Genomic DNA, 16,142 nt, shown 5'->3' on the forward strand with positions numbered 1-16,142 from the left:
CCTACTTTTCCTTGGCGAGGGCGGCGTCCATCTTCTGTGCGAGGTCCTCTGCCACCTGGTCGACGGGCTTCGATCCGTCGAAGGCACTCGGCAGCAGGGTGGTCTCGAGGGTGTTCCAGGCCGCGGTGTTCTTCGACACCGGCAGCGGCTTCGCGTAGTCCACCGCGTCGAGGAACACCTGCAGGTCGGCGTCGGGCATCGTCTTCGTGAAGGCGCTCTGCGTGCCCTCGTACGCCGGGATGACCGCGCCCATGTCGCCCTGCTGCTGCTGGGCCGTCTTGCCCGCGAGGTAGACCTGCAGCGCCTGGGCGGCTGCCTTGTCCTTGCTCGCCTCGGACACGACGTTCGAGACCCCGTGGATGACGGTCGCCTGCTCCTTGCCCTTGGGCAGCGGGTAGGCGACGACGTCCTTCTCGAGCTCGGTGCCGGTCAGCGCGGAGCGGAACCAACTGCCGCCCTGGTACATCGCGAGCTTGCCCGAGGTGAACCACTGGTCGGCCGTGGTGTCGGTGAGCTGCTTGATCGAGGGCGATGCCCCCGAGTCGATCAGGTCGGTCCAGAACTGCAGGCCGTCCTCGGAGGCCTTCGTGGCGTACTCGGACTCGGTGCCGTCCGCGTTCACGACCGATCCCCCGGCCTGCAGGATCGTGTTGTAGTACGTCGTCTGGCCGTCCATGCCGCCGGCTGCCCCGTAGGCGCCCTTCGCCTGCAGCTTCTCGGACAGCTCGGCGCCGGTCTGCTGGAAGTCGTCCCAGGTCCAGTCCTTGGACGGCAGGTCCATGCCGGCCTGCTCGAACAGCGACTTGTTCACCCAGACGCCGATGGTGTCGAAGTCCTTCGGCACGCCGTACTGGGTGTCGTCGTACGTGTACAGGTCGTTGAGTGCGCTCGAGTACTTCGACGCGTCGATGTCACCCGACTCGACCTCGCCGGTGATCGGCGCGAGCTTGCCGTTGGCCGCGTACAGCTGGAAGTTCGGGCCGTTCATCCAGAACAGGTCGGGCAGGGTGTTGCTCGAGCCCTGGGTCTGCAGCTTCGTCCAGTAGTTGGCGAACGGCGTGACGTCGACGCTCACCTTGATGTCCGGGTACTCCTCGTTGAAGCCCTTCAGGTTGGCCTTGATGGCCTTGACCTGGTTCTCGTCCCAGACGGCGTAGGTCAGGGACGCCTTGGTGTCCTTCGGCGCGGCCTCGTAGTCGCCGCCGGAGCCGGACGCTCCGGACGACGAGGAGCAGCCGGCCAGGAGCGCTGCCGCGCCGAGTGCGGCGACGGCGCCGAGGAGGACGCGGCGCACGCCGGTTCCTCGGGTGGGGATGTGTGCGGTCATCGGGGTGTCCTTTCGCACGGCCGTCAGGAGCCGACGGTCTGGGCGGGATGCGGGGTGGAGGGGGTGGAGTGCGGGGGGTTCGACGTGAAGTGCGCGATGGTCTCGGCCGGCAGGGGCGGGACGTCGATGGGGACGGACCCGTTGCGGAGCGAGCGCGTGGCCAGCGCGCCCGCGGCGACCGCGGCACGGGCCGCGATCGGGGACAGCTCCGACGGTTCGCCGAACGCGACGGACCGCAGGAACTCGGTCATGGTGAGCAGGTCGGCGTCGGCGTGCCCGTCCTCGACGCCGTCGATCGGGTACTCGCGGTCCCCCGCGGTGTCCCAGCCCCGGCGGTGCGTCCAGACCTTCACGACGCCACCACCGGTGTCGCCGATGTTCTCGAGGCGTCCCTCGGTGCCGATGACGGTGTAGTTCCGCCAGTAGTCCGGGGTGAAGTGGCACTGCTCGTAACTGGCCTGCACGCCGTTGTCGAGCGTCATCATCACCATCGAGACGTCCTCGACGTCGACGACGGGGTTCAGCCCGGTCTGGGCGAGCGGCGGCCAGTTGTCGTGGGAGAACCAGTCCCCCATGAGCTCGCCGCTGCGGTCGCGCCGGTCGGTGACGTCGCCGTAGACCGACAGCGAGCCCATCCCGACGACCCGGGCGGTGTCACCCCCGCCGAGCGCGTGGATGACGTCGAGGTCGTGGCTCGCCTTCTGCAGGAGCAGGGAGTTCACCTTGCTGCGGTCGGCGTGCCAGTCCTTGAAGTAGTAGTCGCCACCGTTGCCGACGAAGTGCCGGCACCAGACGGCCTTGACCTGGCCGATCTCGCCGCGAGCCACGATCTCGCGCATCAGGCGGACGACGGCGGCGTGCCGGAAGTTGTGCCCGACGTACAGCGGCGTCCCGGTCTCCGCCGCGGTGTTCAGGACGGCGTCGGCGTCCTCGACCGTGATGGCCAGCGGCTTCTCGAGGTAGACGGCGATGCCCGCGCGGAGCAGGTCGATCGCGATCTCCGCATGGGTCCAGTCCGGCGTGGTCACGATGGCCGCGTCGACGTGGCCGGTGAGGTCACGGTGGTGTTCGACCACCAGGGCGTCCGGGTACTCGTCGTGCCCGCGGTCCCGGCCGGCCGCGGTGACGTCCGCGACGGCCACGACCCGGGCCTGCAGCGACGGGTCGTCCGCGGTTGCCTCGGCCACGTGGCGGGCGATGGCGGACCGCTGGCCCATCCCGATCACCGCGACGCGGAGTCCTGCGTTGTCAGCGCCCATGCTCATCGCTCCCTTGCGTGAATGTGACGCCCATGATGCCGAATCGATCATGAATGCACAATAGGCGCTCACGGATCGCTCACGCATCCGTGCCGGGGAGGGTTTTACACGATCGAAACGTCCGGACCGCTCCGGGGTGGCCGCAGAGGGCGCTCAGTCGGCGACGACGAGCTCCACGCCGGCGCTGGCGAGGTCAGCAGCGAACGAGGCCGGCACCGGCTGGTCGGTGACCAGGACGTCGATGCGGTCGAGCGGGCAGATCCGGGCGAAGGTCGACCGTTCGATCTTGGTCGAGTCGGCGACCACGACGACCCGTCGTCCGACCGAGGCGAAGTGGCGGCTGACCTCGGCCTCGCCCTCGTGCATGGTCGTCGCGCCGTACTGGCCGGTCAGGCCGTCGACACCGAGCACCACGAGGTCGAGGGCGAACTCGTCGAGCGTGTCCCGGACGAGCGGCCCGACGAGCTCGTAGGACTGCCGCCGCGCCACACCACCGGTGACCACGATCTTCACGTTGGCGCGGACGGACAGCTCGTACCCGACGTTCAGGGCGTTCGTCACGATCGTGATGCCGAACTCGCCGTCGGCGCGGATGAACCGCTCGCTCTTGCCGAGTTCACGCGCGACCTCGGTCGTGGTCGTCCCGCCGTTGAGCCCGACGGTCTCCCCCGGCTGCACCAAACGGGCGGCCGCGCGGGCGATCGCCGTCTTCGCCTCGGCCTGCCGGGCGATCTTGTACTGCAGCGGGAGCTCGTACCCGGCGCCGAGTGCTGCCGCGCCCCCGTGCGTGCGCGTGACGAGCCGCTGGTCGGCGAGGGTCGCGAGGTCACGGCGGGCCGTCGCGGCGGAGATCCCGAGCAGCTCCCCGATCTCGGCGATCGACACGTTGCCGCGTTCGCTCACCAGTTCGAGCAGGGCGTTCAGCCGCTGTTGGGGGGTCATGACGGTCATCCTACGGCGTCGCCACCGTCGCCCGGTGATCGAAAATGACGTTTTCCCCTTCCCTTGCGCACGATCGATCGCTACGCTTCCTGATCATCGATCACCCGGATCGATCCGGACCCGGAAGGCTCCCATGACCGACACCTTCGTGAGCGCTGAACTGGCCTCGCAACCGGAGACCTGGCGTGCAGCCGCCGCGCTCCTGCCGACCTTCGCCGACGCGCTCCCCCAGCCGGGCGAACGCGTGGCCGTGATCGGCTGCGGCACGAGCTGGTTCATCGCCATGAGCTACGCCGTCGCCCGTGAGCAGGCGGGCCTCGGTGTGACCGATGCCTTCGCCGGATCCGAGTACCCCGCGTCCCGCGAGTACGACCGCGTGCTCATGATCAGCCGCTCGGGCACGACGACCGAGATCGTCGACCTGCTGCAGGCCCTGCCGTCGCAGCGGACCGTCCTGATCACGGCCGTCGCCGACAGCCCTGCCGCGGCCGTCGCCGACCAGGTGGTCGCCCTGCCCTTCGCCGACGAGCGCTCGGTCGTCCAGACCCGCTTCGCCACCACGACGCTCGCACTGCTGCGGGCGTCCATCGGTGACGACGTCGACGCGCTCGCAGCCCAGGCCGAGACCGCGCTGACGGTGCCGATCGACGACCTGCTCGACGCCGAGCAGGTCTCGTTCGTCGGTCGTGGGGCCGCAGTCGGCCTGACGTTCGAAGCCGCGCTCAAGACGCGTGAGGCCGCGCAGTTCTGGGCCGAGTCCTACCCGGCGATGGACTACCGGCACGGTCCCATCGCGATCGCCCAGCCCGGCCGGCTCGTCTGGTCGCTCGGCACGGCACCCGAGGGCCTGGCCGACGAGGTCGCCGCCACCGGCGCCCGCTTCGTCCAGCACGACCTCGACCCGATCGCCGGACTCGTCGTGGTGCACCGGTTCGCCGTCGCCCTGGCCGAGGGACGCGGGCTCGACCCGGACAACCCCCGGTCGCTCACCCGGTCGGTCATCCTCACCTGATGGGTGGCGCAGGCGCGGTGCTCGGGGTCGACGTCGGCGGCACGGGCATCAAGACCCGGCTGACGACGGCCGACGGACTCGTCCTCGACGAGACTCGGGTACCGACGCCGCGCGACGACCCGGGCGCCGAGCGCCTCGCCGCCGTCGTCGCCGAACTGGCCGCACAGGCCACCCGACGGGCGCCGCTCGGAGCCATCGGGGTGGTGACCCCCGGCGTCGTCGACGAGACCCGCGGCACCGTGGACCTGTCCGTCAACCTCGGGTGGCGCGACGTCCCGGTGCGTGACCTCGTCCGTGCCGAGCTCCTGCGTCACGGGATCGACGTGCCGCTCGCCTTCGGCCACGACGTCCGCGCCGGCGCCCTGGCCGAGGTCCGGGCCGGTGACCCGGCGCTCTCGCGGGGGTCGGTCTCGTTCGTGCCGGTCGGCACCGGGCTCGCGAGCGCCCTGGTGGTCGACGGCGTCGTCGTGTCCGGCGGTGGCTGGGCGGGGGAGATCGGGCAGGTCCGCATCCAGACCGGTCCGCACGCGGGCCACCGCGTCGAGGAGATCGCGTCCGCCGGGGGAGTCGCACGTCGTTCCGGCGCGCCGTCCGCTCACGCCGCCATGCTCCTGGTCCGCCAGGGCGACCCCGCAGCCCGTGCGGTCTGGGACGACTGCGTCGCGGTCCTGGCCGACGCGCTCGCCTGGACGACCGCGGTCGCCGGGGTCCACACCATCATCGTCGGCGGGGGACTCGCCGAGTCGGGGCCGCTGCTGCTCGACCCGCTGCGCGACGCCGTCACGGAGCGCCTGCAGGGCGTCCGTGTCCCCGTCGTCGTCCCCGCCCGGCACGGCGACGCAGCCGGCGCCATCGGAGCGGGGATCCTCGCACGCGCGCTGCTCGAGACCGAGACCGGGGTCCTGCTGTGACCACCCTCGTCCGGGCCCATCGCATCGTCACGGCCCAGGCAGACCTGCACGACGGCTGGCTCGTCATCGGTGACGACGACACCGTGCTGGCGACCGGCACCGGGTCCCCGATGCGCACGGACACCGCCGTCACCGTCGACGGCGCAGTCGTGCCCGGTTTCGTCGACCTGCACGCCCACGGCGCGCTCGGGCACGACTTCGCCGGGTGCTCCGCCGAGGACGCCCGTGCCGCCGCTGGGCACCACCGGTCACGGGGCACGACCACCCTGGTCGGGTCCATCGCCACGGGCGAGCGCGCGGACACCGTGGCGGCCCTCACCCGGCTCCGGCCGCTCGTCGCCGACGGCACGCTCGCCGGACTGCACCTGGAGGGGCCGTGGCTCGCGCCCGCCCGTCGCGGGGCGCACCGCGTCGACCTGCTGCACGCCCCGGACCCCGCCGAGGTCGACGCCTACTGCGACGCCGCGGGTGGCGCCCTGCGGATCGTCACGCTCGCGCCGGAGCTTCCGGGTGCACTCGACGCCGTCGCCCGCTTCGTCGACGCCGGGGTCGTCGTCGCCATCGGCCACACCGACGCCACCGCCGAGCAGACCCGCCGCGCGGTCGACGCCGGGGCCTCGCTCGTCACCCACCTGTTCAACGGGATGCCCCCGCTGCACCACCGTGCGCCAGGGCCGGTCGGGGTCGCGCTCTCCGACGACCGTGTGCTGCTCGAGTGCATCGTCGACGGCCACCACCTCGATCCCGTGACGGTCGCCCTCGTGCAGCGCAGTGCTCCGGGCCGGATGGTCCTGGTCTCCGACGCCATGGCTGCGACCGGCTGCCCCGACGGCACGTACTCGGTGGCCGGATCGGCGGTGACCGTCCGCGACGGGCTCGCCGTGCTCGCCGACGGTTCGTCGCTGGCGGGCAGCACGATCACGGTCGCCGACGCCGTCCGCCGCCTGCTCGACGCCGGGACCGACCTGCCCGAGGTCGTCGCGGCGTCCGCGGGGCGTGCGGCACGCCTGCTCGGGGCCCCGGCACCGCTCAGCGTGGGCGCCCCCGCCGACCTGGTCGTGCTCGACCCGGACCACGGCAGCATCCGAGCCCTGCCGACGGCGGTGGTCGCATGATCCTCGTCGTCACCCCGAACCCGGCCGTCGACGTGACCTACCGGGTCGCCGAACAGTGCATCGGCGAGACCCAGCGCGTGCTCGAGGTCCAGCGGTGCCCCGGCGGCAAGGGCCTGAACGTCGGGCGGGTCCTCGCCGCCACCGGCATACCGACCCACGCCGTGCTGCCCCTCGGCGGCGACGGCGGACGCTGGATCGCCCACGCCCTCGACGGCCTCGGGCTCATCCACACCGACGTCGCCGTCCGTGGCGAGACCCGCACGACCGTGACGGTGGTGGACGACCTCGCCCACCCGACGATGTTCGGCGAGCCCGGACCCGTGCTCAGCCCCGACGAGTGGGACACGGTCACCGCCGCGGTCGAGACACTGCTCGGCGGCGATGCCAGCGATGCCACCGGTGCCGCCAGTACCCGCGGTGCCGCCGATGCCCCGCCCGCCGCTGCCCTGGTCGTGTCGGGCTCCCTGCCCCGCGACACCGACCCCGCGGTCGTCGCCCGCTGGGTCACCGCCGCCCGCCGCCGCGGTGTGCTCTCCGTGGTCGACTGCTCAGGCACCGCGCTGCTGGCTGCCGCGTCGGCCGGCGCGACGGTCTGCAAGCCCAACCGCGAGGAACTGCTCGAGGCCACGGGCGCCGACGACGAGCGCTCGGGGGCACTCCGGCTCCTCGGACTCGGCGCGACGGTCGTCGTGGTCTCTCGCGGATCCGACGGCATCGCCGCCCACACCACCGAGCACGTGCTCGAGGTGCCGGCGGTCGCCGGGGTCTCGGGCAACCCGACCGGCGCCGGCGACGCAGCCACCGCCGGACTCGTCAGTGTCCTGGTCGATGTCCTCGTCGGTGCTGGCCTCTCCGCGCCCGACGGCAGCGTCCCGGCCCCCGACGACGCCACCCTGCTCCGAGCCCTGCGGTCCGCCGCCGCACACGGGGCGGCCGCCGTCCTCCAACCGGTGGCTGGCGCGGTCGACCCGGCAGACGTCCACCGCTTCCTGTCCACCCCGCCTGCTCCCGCCCACGACCGAACGAGGACCACCGCATGATCACCGACCTCGCCCTCACCGGCCTGCTCGACACCGCCCGCACGGCACGCCGCGGGGTCGGTGCGTTCAACGTGGTGCTGCTCGAGCACGCCGAGGCGATCGTCTCCGGCGCCGAGCTGGCCGGGCTGCCGGTGATCCTGCAGATCAGCGAGAACTGCGTCCGGTACCACGGCGGCCTCGCACCGATCACGACCGCGACCCAGGCGGTCGCTCGTGCCGCCGACGTCGAGGTCCTCGTGCACCTCGACCACATCGAGGACCCGGAGCTGGTGGCGGCCGGCGTCGACCTGGGCGTCGACTCGGTCATGTACGACGGTTCACACCTGGACTTCGCCGCCAACGTGGCAGCGACCCGCGAGCTCGCCGCTCGGTGTCACGCCGCGGGCGTCGCGATCGAGGCCGAGCTCGGCGAGGTCGGCGGCAAGGACGGCGTGCACGCCCCGGGCGTCCGCACCGATCCGACCGACGCCGCCGCGTTCGTGTCTGACACCGGGGTCGATGCCCTGGCGGTCGCGGTGGGGACCTCGCACGCAATGCAGACCCGCGAGGCCTCGGTGGACCGCGACCTGGTCGAGCGCCTCCGTGCCGCGGTGCCGGTGCCGCTCGTGCTGCACGGGTCCTCGGGCCTGTCCGACGGTGAACTCCGTGGCGCCGTACACGCGGGGATGACGAAGATCAACATCTCGACGCACCTGAACGGCCTGTTCACCCGTGCGCTCCGTACCGTGCTCGACGAGCGGCCGGACGTCGTCGACCCGCGCAAGTACGTGTCGGCGGGCCGGGACGCCATCGCCACCGAGACGGCACGGCTGCTGACGCTCCTGCACGCCTGACGCGCGAGCGGGCGCAAACGGGCGCGAGCTGGCGCTCAGCAGAGCGGGACGTTCACCGCCAGCCCGCCCATCGCGGTCTCCTTGTACTTCGACGACATGTCCGCCCCGGTCTGCCGCATCGTCTCGACGACCTGGTCGAGCGACACGTGGTGCACTCCGTCCCCGCGCAGGGCCATCCGGGCGGCGTTGATCGCCTTGTTCGCCGCGATCGCGTTCCGCTCGATGCACGGGATCTGCACCAGGCCGCCGATCGGGTCGCAGGTCAGCCCGAGGTTGTGCTCCATCGCGATCTCGGCGGCGTTCTCGACCTGCTCCGGCGTGCCCCCGAGGACCTCGGCGAGCCCTGCAGCCGCCATCGACGCCGCCGAACCGACCTCGCCCTGGCAGCCGACCTCGGCACCGGAGATCGACGCCCGTTCCTTGTAGATCGACCCGATCGCCCCGGCGGTGAGCAGGAACCGCACGACGGCGTCGTCCCGTTCAGCGGCGGGGGCGTCGGCGACCGTGAGCACGTAGGTGAGCGCGTAGTACAGGACCGCGGGGATGATGCCGGCTGCGCCGTTCGTCGGGGCGGTGACGACGCGGCCTCCGGTGGCGTTCTCCTCGTTGACCGCCATGGCGACGAGGTTCACCCACTCCATCGCGAACAGCGGGTCGTGGTCGGGGTCCTCGCGGGTGAGCTGCTCGTGCCAGGTGGCGGCGCGGCGGCGGACGTCGAGTCCCCCGGGCAGGCACCCGCCCCGGCGGACGGATCGGTCGACGCACGACTCCATCACGCCGTGGATGCCCAGCAATCCGGACCGGATCTCGGCGTCCGTCCGGGTGACGGCCTCGTTCGCCAGGGCGACGCCGCTGATCGGCAGGCCGGAACCGGCACACGCGGCGAGCAGCTCGGCGCCGCTCGAGAACGGGTACGGCACGGCGTCGTCGACCGGGATCGCGGCACCGGCGACGGCAGCGGATGCGTCGGCCGCGGGCTCCGCCGCCTCGTCCCGTGCGATGAACCCACCACCGATCGAGTAGTAGGTCTCGTCCGCCAGGTCGGCACCGGCGGCGTCACGGGCGCGCAGCCGCATGGCGTTCGGGTGCCGGGGCAGCATCGTCAGGGGGTGCAGGACGATGTCGGTGAGGCGGAACGGCACGCTCGCACCGCCGTCGAGCCGCAGGACAGCGTCGCGCTCCACGGCGTCGAGCGCGAGGACCATGGCATCGGGGTCGACGGTCTCCGGGTGCGACCCCATGAGCCCGGCGACGACGGCACCGAGGGTGCCGTGACCCTGCCCGGTCGACGCGAGGGACCCGTACAGGTCGACCACCACGGACGCGACGGGCAGGCCACGGACGAGGGTGGCGAACTCGGCACCGGCCCGCATCGGCCCGACGGTGTGCGAGCTCGAGGGGCCGACACCGACGCTGAACAGATCGAAGACGGAGACCGGCACGCCGCCACACTAACCCGTCCGGACGGACCGGTGCTCAGCGCCGCCGACCACCCTCGGGCGGCATCACGAACCACAGCACGACGTACGCGATCCACAGCGGCCCGGGGAAGAAGCTCAGGATGACCCAGACCACCCGGACCAGGGTGCGGGACAGGTTGAAGCGATCGGCGAGACCGGCGCAGACGCCGGCCAGCAGACGACCGTTGCGGGGACGGGAGAGTGTGCTCATACCGACGACGCTACGCAACGCCGCCGGTCGAGCGCATCCGGGACGCACCCCGAGCGTGGTGGGGGAAACCCCCGGACCGGCCCTGACCGGCCCTGGGATCAGGGGATGAGGACGATCTTGCCGCGGGTGTGGCCCTGCTCGAGCTCCTCGAAGGCGTCCTGCACACGGTCGAGCGGGTAGGTCGCGGCGATCGGCACCTCGATGGCGCCGTTCGCGACCTCCAGTGCGAGCGCCCCGAGGATCTCCGGGTCGGCGGTGTCCGCGCTGCCCGAGGCCTTCGCGCCGACCTCGGCGGCCTCGTCGAACGCGATGATCGTCTCGATGCGGTCGACCGGCACCCCGAGGGCGATGCCGAGCCGGACGTACTCGGCGCCGTGGGTGTCGATCACGGCGTCGATGCCGTTCGTCGCGAGTTCGGTGATGCGCTCCTGCAGGCCGTCGCCGTACGCGACCGGCCGTGCACGCTTGGAACGGAGCCACTCGTGGTTCGCCTCGGAGGCGACGGCGATGACGTCGATGCCCTCGTTCGCGAGCAGCTGGGTGACGAAGCCGCCGACCCCGCCAGCGGCGCCGGACACCACGACGGTCTCGCCTGGACGCGGGTCGACCGCACGCACGGCTGCGGCCGCGGTGGTCGCGATGACGTCGAGGCCACCCGCCACGGTCCAGTCGAGCAGGCGTGGCTTCTGGACGACCTGGACGGCCGGCACGGAGACGTACTCGGCCTGGCTGGCGCGGTCCCACGACCAGCCGATGACCTCTTCGCCCTCGTCGACGCCGTCCACCTCGGCCCCGACGGCCACCACGATGCCGGCGAAGTCGGTGCCCTGCCCGGACGGCAGGTCGCCGCCGAACGCCCCCTGGCGGATGGCCGACTCACCGGGGTTGATGCCCGCGGCGCGGACGCGGACGAGCACCCGCCCGGGCGTCACCTCGGGAACGGGCACCTCGGCGACGTGCAGGACCGATCGGTCACCCCACTCGTCGAAGCGGACAGCGCGCATGGTCTCCGGGATCTCAGTCATCGGAACCGACGCTACCCCGGAGCGCGGCACCCGGTCTGTGTGGACCGCTCCATCCCTGCGAGGACGCGAAAGGGAGAGGGTGCGAGACTGGGGGCATGCCCATCCTGAACAAGGACATGCAGGTCTGCATGTCGCTGGCCGCGCGACCGAGCAACATCGGCACCCGGTTCCACAACTTCCTGTACGACGAGCTCGGCCTCAACTTCCTGTACAAGGCGTTCACCACGACCAATCTGCCCGGCGCCGTCGCCGGCATCCGCGCGCTCGGGATCCGCGGCTGCTCGGTGTCGATGCCCTTCAAGGAGGCGATCATCCCGCTGGTCGACCACATCGAGGACTCCGCCGCCGCGATCCAGTCGGTCAACACGGTCGTGAACGACGACGGCGTGCTCACCGCGTCGAACACCGACTACGAGGCGATCGCCGCCCTGCTCGGGTCGCACCAGGTCGACCCGGCTTCGCGGGTGCTGCTCCGCGGCTCGGGCGGCATGGCCAAGGCCGTCACGGCGGCGTTCCGCGGCGCCGGCTTCGACCGGTTGACGGTCGTCGCCCGCAACGAGCAGACCGGCCCGGCCCTGGCGTCGCAGTCCGGCTACGAGTGGGTCGCCGACGAGCGCGAGGCGGGGGAGACCGACCTGGTCGTCAACGTCACCCCGCTCGGCATGCGCGGCGACCAGCAGGACGCACTCGCCTTCGCGCCGGAACGGATCGAGGCGGCGCACACCGTCTTCGACGTGGTCGCGTTCCCGTCGGAGACCCCGCTCGTGCGGGCGGGCCGCGACGCCGGCAAGCACGTCATCACCGGCGCCGAGGTCATCGCCCTGCAGGCGGCCCGTCAGTTCGAGCGGTACACGGGTGTCGCCCTGACCGACGACCAGGTGGCGCGGGCCAGCGAGTTCTCGCGCGCCGAGTAGTCGACGCGCCCACAGGGCGGACGGGAGGCCCGTGGCGGTGCCGCCACGGGCCTCCCGTCCGTTCGTGGGGACGTCTCAGGCGTTCGCCGCGCGCCCGACGGCCACCCACTCGAGGCGGCGGAGCGTCTCGCGGTTGCGGATCCAGATGAGCGGCTGCATGAGTAAGTCGGGCACGTACGAACCCGGCCCGGCCACCGCGTTCTCGGTGATCGTGACCTTGCAGCCGTGCCGGTGCGGTTCGACCGTCAGCTCGACGCGGGCCTCGCCGATGGGCCAGCCCTTCGGCTGGATGACCATGCGGTGCGGCGGCTCCCACACCAGCGACGTCGTGACGTCGTTGATGACGATCGGCCACGCGCCGAACGAGTGGTGCAGGTGGGTACCGACCTGCGGCCAACCGGACTCCTCCTTGCGCATGCGCGAGGCCCCGACCACCCAGGTCGTGTAGAGCCACCCGTCGCCGAGCACGTCGAAGACGGCTTCGGGACGGCAGTGCAGGATGCGGACGTTCTTCGCCATGGTGATCAGCCTTCCGGGGTGAGGTCGACGTCCTCCGGCAGGCCGAAGGTGTGCCGGAGTGCGCTCTTCGCCGCGTGCCACCCAGCCATGCCGTGCACGCCGGGGCCGGGCGCGGAGGACTCGGAGCACAGGTACATGCCGCCACCCATCCGCCACGGGTCGCTGGACAGGACGGGGCGCTTGACGAGCTGCCAGAAGCTCGCGGCACCGGCGGCGATGTCGCCACCGACGTAGTTCGGGTTGTACTCGCCCATCTGCACGGCGGTGCGGGAGCTCGACGACAGGATCGTGTCGCGGAACCCCGGCGCGAACCGCTCGATCTGACGGGTGACGGCCTCGGTCGGGTCGACGTCCGACCCCGCGGGGACGTGCGCGTAGGCCCAGAAGACGTGCTTGCCCTTCGGGGCGCGGGTCGGGTCCACCACGGTCGGCTCCGCGCCCAGCACGTACGGGCGCTCGGCGTGCTGGCCGTGCGCCACGGCACGTTCGGCCTCCGCGATCTCCTGCCGGGTCCCGCCGATGTGCACGGTCCCGGCCTTCCGCAGCGACTCGTTGGTCCACGGCACCGGGTCGGACAGCGCGAAGTCGACCTTCGCCGCCGCGTTGCCGAACCGGAAGCGCCGCAGTGCACCGCGCTTCGGGGTCGGGATCTGCTTGCCCGCGATCCGGAGCATGCCCGGCACACTCGTGTCGAACAGCACCGCCTTCGCCGGGGTGAGGTCACCGAGCGACCGGACCTCCTGCCCGGTGACGATGCGGCCGCCGTGCGCGACGAGGTCCGCGGCGAGCGCGTCGACGATCGCCTGGCTGCCACCGATCGGCACCGGCCACCCGCGGGCGTGCGCGTACGAGCCGAGCGACAGTGCCGCCGCCGCGGTGGACAGGGACGGCAGGTGCTGGATCGAGTGCGCCGCGACGCCGGACACCATCGCCGGGGCGGCCTCGCCGCGGAAGCGCAGGTTCCACGCGGCGGTGCCCTGCTCGAGCGCCCGCAGACCGAAGCGCAGGACGGTCAGGGGGTGCCGCGGCACGTGCAGCAGCGCGTCGGTCGCGAAGTCGGCGACCTGGTCGGCGTTCTCCGCCAGCGGGGCCATCAACTGCTTGAAGGCCGGCCCGTCCACCCCGAGCTCGGCGGCGGTGCGGTCGAGGTCCTGGTAGGCGATGCCGGCGCGGCCGCCGTCGAGCGGGTGGCCGTACTGCACCTCGGGCAGGCGGAGCTCGATGCGCTCCTCCATGCGGAACAGCCGGAAGAACTCGGACTGCAGGGCCATCGGGTGCACGGCGGAGCAGACGTCGTGCAGGAAGCCGGGCAGGGTGAGCTCGGCCGTCCGGGCGCCGCCGCCGATCGTGTCGTTCCGTTCGACGACCTCGACCGACAGTCCGGCGCGTGCGAGCGTCACCGCTGCCGCGAGCCCGTTCGGTCCCGCTCCGACGACCACCGCATCAACCATGCACCGAGCCTAGGGACTCGTGACTGCGTGTGGTGTCGGTCAGATCACCGAGGCGCCTGTCGACACCGCCACCCGCTTCCGAGCCAGGACGTCGTCGATGCGGTGCGCACCGGCGATGAACGCTGCTGCGTCGGGGTCGATCGCTCCGGCGATCGCGACGATGTCGTCGCGGATGGCCGCCAACGGCGCGTTGTGGATGGGTTCGTGGTGGGCGAGCCGGTTCCGGAATCTCCGCACGGCATCGAGTCGTCGGTGCAGCTGCTTGCGTCGGACCGTCCCCAGGCCGGGGAACGCGTGCACGAGCCGCGGCTGCCAGAGCGTCGTCTCGTAGCTCCAGATCGGGTTTCGGGGGATCCCCGCATCGGTGAGGCCGACCCAGAAGCCGAAGCTCGTCGCGGCGACCACCTGATCCGGTTCGGGATCGGTGAAGCCCCGTCGTCGCAGGGTTCGAGTTGCGTCGTCGACCGCCCGGCGTTCGCGGTCCAGCAGGTGGACAGCGGCGTCGTTCCACCAGTCGTCACGACGGACCCGGCGGAGCTCGTCGTGGAGAGCATTCCGGACGAACACTTCGAGGCAACCGACGGGACCCCAGAACGCTGACGCGATCTCTGAGTTCCAGGCGTAGAGCCGCGCGGCGAGGTCGGTACGGCCGTCGTAGCGGGCCGCGTACCGGTCGAAGCGCGCTGCGCTGAGCAGCCTCGGGAGCGCCTGCAGCGTGGCTGGATCGATCATCGCGCCCCTCGTCGCACCCCTCTGAGACAGCAATCGCCCCAGGAGTCCGGCGAGCCGAATGGTCCTGGGGCGTTACTCGATGAGCGTATCGAAGATGCCCCGGTATATCAAGTACCGGTCAGGTGCGCGAGGTGTCGGGATCAGCCGGGTCCGACTCGTCCTGGTCACCGTCGGCGTCGTCGGGCTCGTCGGCGTCGACCGGGGTCGATCCGACGGGGTGCTCAGCGAGCAACTCGGCGAAGTCCTCGTCGAGCATCTGCTGCAGCCGGTCGTCACGGCCGATCTCGTAGTCGTCCGCCGGGCGCTGCGCCCAACCGAGGCGTCCGACGACGGTGGTGCCGATGTCGTCCCAGGCGCGGGCCCGCGCGGCGAGCACGATGCCGTCGACGAAGTGCTGGTCGTCGCGCCGCTTGTCGAGCATGGTGGCGAGCTGCTCGTACGTGGCCTCGCGCATCCGGAGCTTCAGGTCGTCGCCCCGCCGGTAGTCGTGCTGGTGGCGGGAACGGCCCTTCTGCTTGCTCGAGGTGGAGCGGATCTCCCGCATGCGTGCGGCGTCGCCCCGCTGTTCCTCGGCCATGCGGTGGAGTTCCTCGCGCGTGGCCTCGGCGATGAGCGCGTGGTCGAAGTACCCCTGGTCACGCAGGGCGTTCGTGATGATGCGGTTGGCCACCGCGATGGTGACGGCGGCCTTCGCGATGAGGAAGCCCTCGTCGACCGCCCGCTTCAGTTCGACCTGGCTGATGGGTCGATCGCGCACGTCGGGGTTGCGTCGTCCGAACAAGGCCATGCTCCGACGATACCGGCGACCGGTGTCGGTCGGCCTGCACGACGGCGACGGGCGTCAGAGCAGCAGGCCGTACACCGCGACGTCGACACGCTCGGACCCGAGGGGCAGCGCGCCACGCAGGGTGCCCTCGTGCACGAAGCCGAGCCGCTCGGCGAGCCCCCGGCTCCGCGCGTTGTCGACCGCCGTCCGGATCTCCATCCGTGCGCACCCGCGCGCCCGGGCGACCCCGATCAGCACGGTGGCGGCCCGCCGGACGACACCACGGCCCTCCTGTCCGGCGTCCACCCAGTAGCCGAGCGATGCCTGGCCCAGGTACGGGTCGAACGTCAGCGAAGCCACCCCGACGATGCGGTCGTCCGTGCGGATGACGCAGGGCAGCGCGCGGTCCATCGCGAACTGGCCGAGCAGGCGCTCCGTGTGCAGGGCGATGGCCTCGCGGGTCTGGGGGTCCCAGGCCCAGGGCTCGGCGGCGCGCAGACGGTCGGTGTTGGCGTGCACGAGTGCGAGCACCTGGTCGACCGTCGTCAGGTCGCGCAGCGTCAGCGTGTAGCCGTCACCGAGGTCGCGTCCGAACGTCGTCACCGTTCCGACACTAGGCAGCCCT

At 72.0% G+C, this 16,142-nt stretch carries 17 protein-coding genes; 6 read left to right on the plus strand and 11 right to left on the minus strand.

From position 1 onward, the window contains the following. Position 1: 1 nt before the first annotated feature. The 3 genes from BIU91_RS15915 to BIU91_RS15925 all read right to left on the minus strand — a co-directional run bounded on the left by BIU91_RS15915 (position 2) and on the right by BIU91_RS15925 (position 3,528). Positions 2-1,327 (minus strand): sugar ABC transporter substrate-binding protein, encoded by a 1,326-nt coding sequence (locus tag BIU91_RS15915; protein ID WP_084741355.1) that lies wholly within the window; start codon positions 1,325-1,327, stop codon positions 2-4. Positions 1,328-1,350: 23 nt separating this feature from the next. Further along, positions 1,351-2,592 (minus strand): Gfo/Idh/MocA family oxidoreductase, encoded by a 1,242-nt coding sequence (locus BIU91_RS15920; protein WP_071406231.1) that lies wholly within the window; start codon positions 2,590-2,592, stop codon positions 1,351-1,353. 147 nt (positions 2,593-2,739) lie between these two features. Further along, positions 2,740-3,528, minus strand: coding sequence for a DeoR/GlpR family DNA-binding transcription regulator (locus BIU91_RS15925; RefSeq protein WP_027466817.1), 789 nt, complete (start codon positions 3,526-3,528; stop codon positions 2,740-2,742). A gap of 133 nt (positions 3,529-3,661) precedes the next feature. On the opposite strand from BIU91_RS15925, the gene BIU91_RS15930 reads away from it, so the two are divergent. From BIU91_RS15930 to BIU91_RS15950, 5 genes are read left to right on the plus strand one after another with little or no spacing between them, the layout of a single operon-like run. Next, a complete protein-coding gene (locus tag BIU91_RS15930; protein ID WP_071406232.1) occupies positions 3,662-4,540 on the plus strand; it encodes an SIS domain-containing protein in 879 nt (292 codons plus the stop codon). After that, entirely contained in the window at positions 4,540-5,451 is a 912-nt protein-coding gene (locus tag BIU91_RS15935) for an ROK family protein (RefSeq protein WP_071406233.1), read from the plus strand. Before BIU91_RS15930 ends, BIU91_RS15935 begins: the two co-directional genes overlap by 1 nt. Continuing rightward, positions 5,448-6,566, plus strand: a complete 1,119-nt coding sequence (gene nagA / locus BIU91_RS15940) for an N-acetylglucosamine-6-phosphate deacetylase (RefSeq protein WP_071406234.1) — start codon at positions 5,448-5,450, stop codon at positions 6,564-6,566. The genes BIU91_RS15935 and nagA overlap by 4 nt, the downstream gene beginning before the upstream one ends. Continuing rightward, complete coding sequence (locus tag BIU91_RS15945; protein ID WP_071406235.1) at positions 6,563-7,606, plus strand: PfkB family carbohydrate kinase; 1,044 nt, start codon at positions 6,563-6,565, stop codon at positions 7,604-7,606. The genes nagA and BIU91_RS15945 overlap by 4 nt, the downstream gene beginning before the upstream one ends. Beyond that, positions 7,603-8,439 (plus strand): class II fructose-bisphosphate aldolase, encoded by an 837-nt coding sequence (locus BIU91_RS15950; RefSeq protein WP_084741358.1) that lies wholly within the window; start codon positions 7,603-7,605, stop codon positions 8,437-8,439. Before BIU91_RS15945 ends, BIU91_RS15950 begins: the two co-directional genes overlap by 4 nt. A 35-nt stretch (positions 8,440-8,474) precedes the next feature. Here BIU91_RS15950 and BIU91_RS15955 read toward each other — a convergent pair whose 3' ends face one another. The 3 genes from BIU91_RS15955 to BIU91_RS15965 all read right to left on the minus strand — a co-directional run bounded on the left by BIU91_RS15955 (position 8,475) and on the right by BIU91_RS15965 (position 11,135). Next, positions 8,475-9,881 carry an L-serine ammonia-lyase gene (locus BIU91_RS15955; protein ID WP_071406236.1) on the minus strand — a complete coding sequence of 469 codons (1,407 nt, stop codon included), beginning with the start codon at positions 9,879-9,881 and terminating at the stop codon, positions 8,475-8,477. A gap of 34 nt (positions 9,882-9,915) precedes the next feature. Beyond that, positions 9,916-10,110 (minus strand): PspC domain-containing protein, encoded by a 195-nt coding sequence (locus BIU91_RS15960; protein ID WP_027466823.1) that lies wholly within the window; start codon positions 10,108-10,110, stop codon positions 9,916-9,918. 98 nt (positions 10,111-10,208) lie between these two features. Next, complete coding sequence (locus tag BIU91_RS15965) at positions 10,209-11,135, minus strand: NADP-dependent oxidoreductase (RefSeq protein WP_071406237.1); 927 nt, start codon at positions 11,133-11,135, stop codon at positions 10,209-10,211. 95 nt (positions 11,136-11,230) lie between these two features. On the opposite strand from BIU91_RS15965, the gene BIU91_RS15970 reads away from it, so the two are divergent. Beyond that, on the plus strand, positions 11,231-12,049 hold the full coding sequence (locus BIU91_RS15970; protein ID WP_071406238.1) for a shikimate 5-dehydrogenase: 819 nt from the start codon (positions 11,231-11,233) through the stop codon (positions 12,047-12,049). A gap of 75 nt (positions 12,050-12,124) precedes the next feature. On the opposite strand, the gene BIU91_RS15975 is transcribed toward BIU91_RS15970, so the two are convergent. The 5 genes from BIU91_RS15975 to BIU91_RS15995 form a co-directional block, all read right to left on the minus strand. Continuing rightward, a complete protein-coding gene (locus BIU91_RS15975) occupies positions 12,125-12,568 on the minus strand; it encodes an SRPBCC family protein (RefSeq protein WP_071406239.1) in 444 nt (147 codons plus the stop codon). A 5-nt stretch (positions 12,569-12,573) separates the two neighbouring features. Continuing rightward, positions 12,574-14,019, minus strand: a complete 1,446-nt coding sequence (locus BIU91_RS15980; RefSeq protein WP_071406240.1) for an NAD(P)/FAD-dependent oxidoreductase — start codon at positions 14,017-14,019, stop codon at positions 12,574-12,576. A gap of 39 nt (positions 14,020-14,058) precedes the next feature. After that, positions 14,059-14,751, minus strand: coding sequence for a hypothetical protein (locus tag BIU91_RS15985; protein ID WP_071406241.1), 693 nt, complete (start codon positions 14,749-14,751; stop codon positions 14,059-14,061). 118 nt (positions 14,752-14,869) lie between these two features. Continuing rightward, the gene (locus tag BIU91_RS15990; RefSeq protein ID WP_027466829.1) at positions 14,870-15,538 is read right to left on the minus strand and encodes a hypothetical protein; all 669 of its coding nucleotides are present in this window, start codon (positions 15,536-15,538) and stop codon (positions 14,870-14,872) included. Positions 15,539-15,592: 54 nt separating this feature from the next. Next, complete coding sequence (locus BIU91_RS15995) at positions 15,593-16,120, minus strand: GNAT family protein (protein ID WP_071406242.1); 528 nt, start codon at positions 16,118-16,120, stop codon at positions 15,593-15,595. Positions 16,121-16,142 lie beyond the last annotated feature (22 nt).

The organism is Curtobacterium sp. MMLR14_002 (assembly GCF_001864975.1).
In the GTDB taxonomy this organism is placed as follows: domain Bacteria; phylum Actinomycetota; class Actinomycetes; order Actinomycetales; family Microbacteriaceae; genus Curtobacterium; species Curtobacterium flaccumfaciens.

Excerpts from the sequence above, each read along its gene's own strand:
- BIU91_RS15915 (WP_084741355.1), bottom strand. The coding sequence starts at position 1,327 with ATGACCGCACACATCCCCACCCGAGGAACCGGCGTGCGCCGCGTCCTC.
- BIU91_RS15920 (WP_071406231.1), bottom strand. The coding sequence starts at position 2,592 with ATGAGCATGGGCGCTGACAACGCAGGACTCCGCGTCGCGGTGATCGGG.
- BIU91_RS15925 (WP_027466817.1), bottom strand. The coding sequence starts at position 3,528 with ATGACCCCCCAACAGCGGCTGAACGCCCTGCTCGAACTGGTGAGCGAA.
- BIU91_RS15930 (WP_071406232.1), top strand. The coding sequence starts at position 3,662 with ATGACCGACACCTTCGTGAGCGCTGAACTGGCCTCGCAACCGGAGACC.
- BIU91_RS15935 (WP_071406233.1), top strand. The coding sequence starts at position 4,540 with ATGGGTGGCGCAGGCGCGGTGCTCGGGGTCGACGTCGGCGGCACGGGC.
- BIU91_RS15945 (WP_071406235.1), top strand. The coding sequence starts at position 6,563 with ATGATCCTCGTCGTCACCCCGAACCCGGCCGTCGACGTGACCTACCGG.
- BIU91_RS15950 (WP_084741358.1), top strand. The coding sequence starts at position 7,603 with ATGATCACCGACCTCGCCCTCACCGGCCTGCTCGACACCGCCCGCACG.
- BIU91_RS15960 (WP_027466823.1), bottom strand. The coding sequence starts at position 10,110 with ATGAGCACACTCTCCCGTCCCCGCAACGGTCGTCTGCTGGCCGGCGTC.
- BIU91_RS15965 (WP_071406237.1), bottom strand. The coding sequence starts at position 11,135 with ATGACTGAGATCCCGGAGACCATGCGCGCTGTCCGCTTCGACGAGTGG.
- BIU91_RS15970 (WP_071406238.1), top strand. The coding sequence starts at position 11,231 with ATGCCCATCCTGAACAAGGACATGCAGGTCTGCATGTCGCTGGCCGCG.
- BIU91_RS15975 (WP_071406239.1), bottom strand. The coding sequence starts at position 12,568 with ATGGCGAAGAACGTCCGCATCCTGCACTGCCGTCCCGAAGCCGTCTTC.
- BIU91_RS15980 (WP_071406240.1), bottom strand. The coding sequence starts at position 14,019 with ATGGTTGATGCGGTGGTCGTCGGAGCGGGACCGAACGGGCTCGCGGCA.
- BIU91_RS15985 (WP_071406241.1), bottom strand. The coding sequence starts at position 14,751 with ATGATCGATCCAGCCACGCTGCAGGCGCTCCCGAGGCTGCTCAGCGCA.
- BIU91_RS15990 (WP_027466829.1), bottom strand. The coding sequence starts at position 15,538 with ATGGCCTTGTTCGGACGACGCAACCCCGACGTGCGCGATCGACCCATC.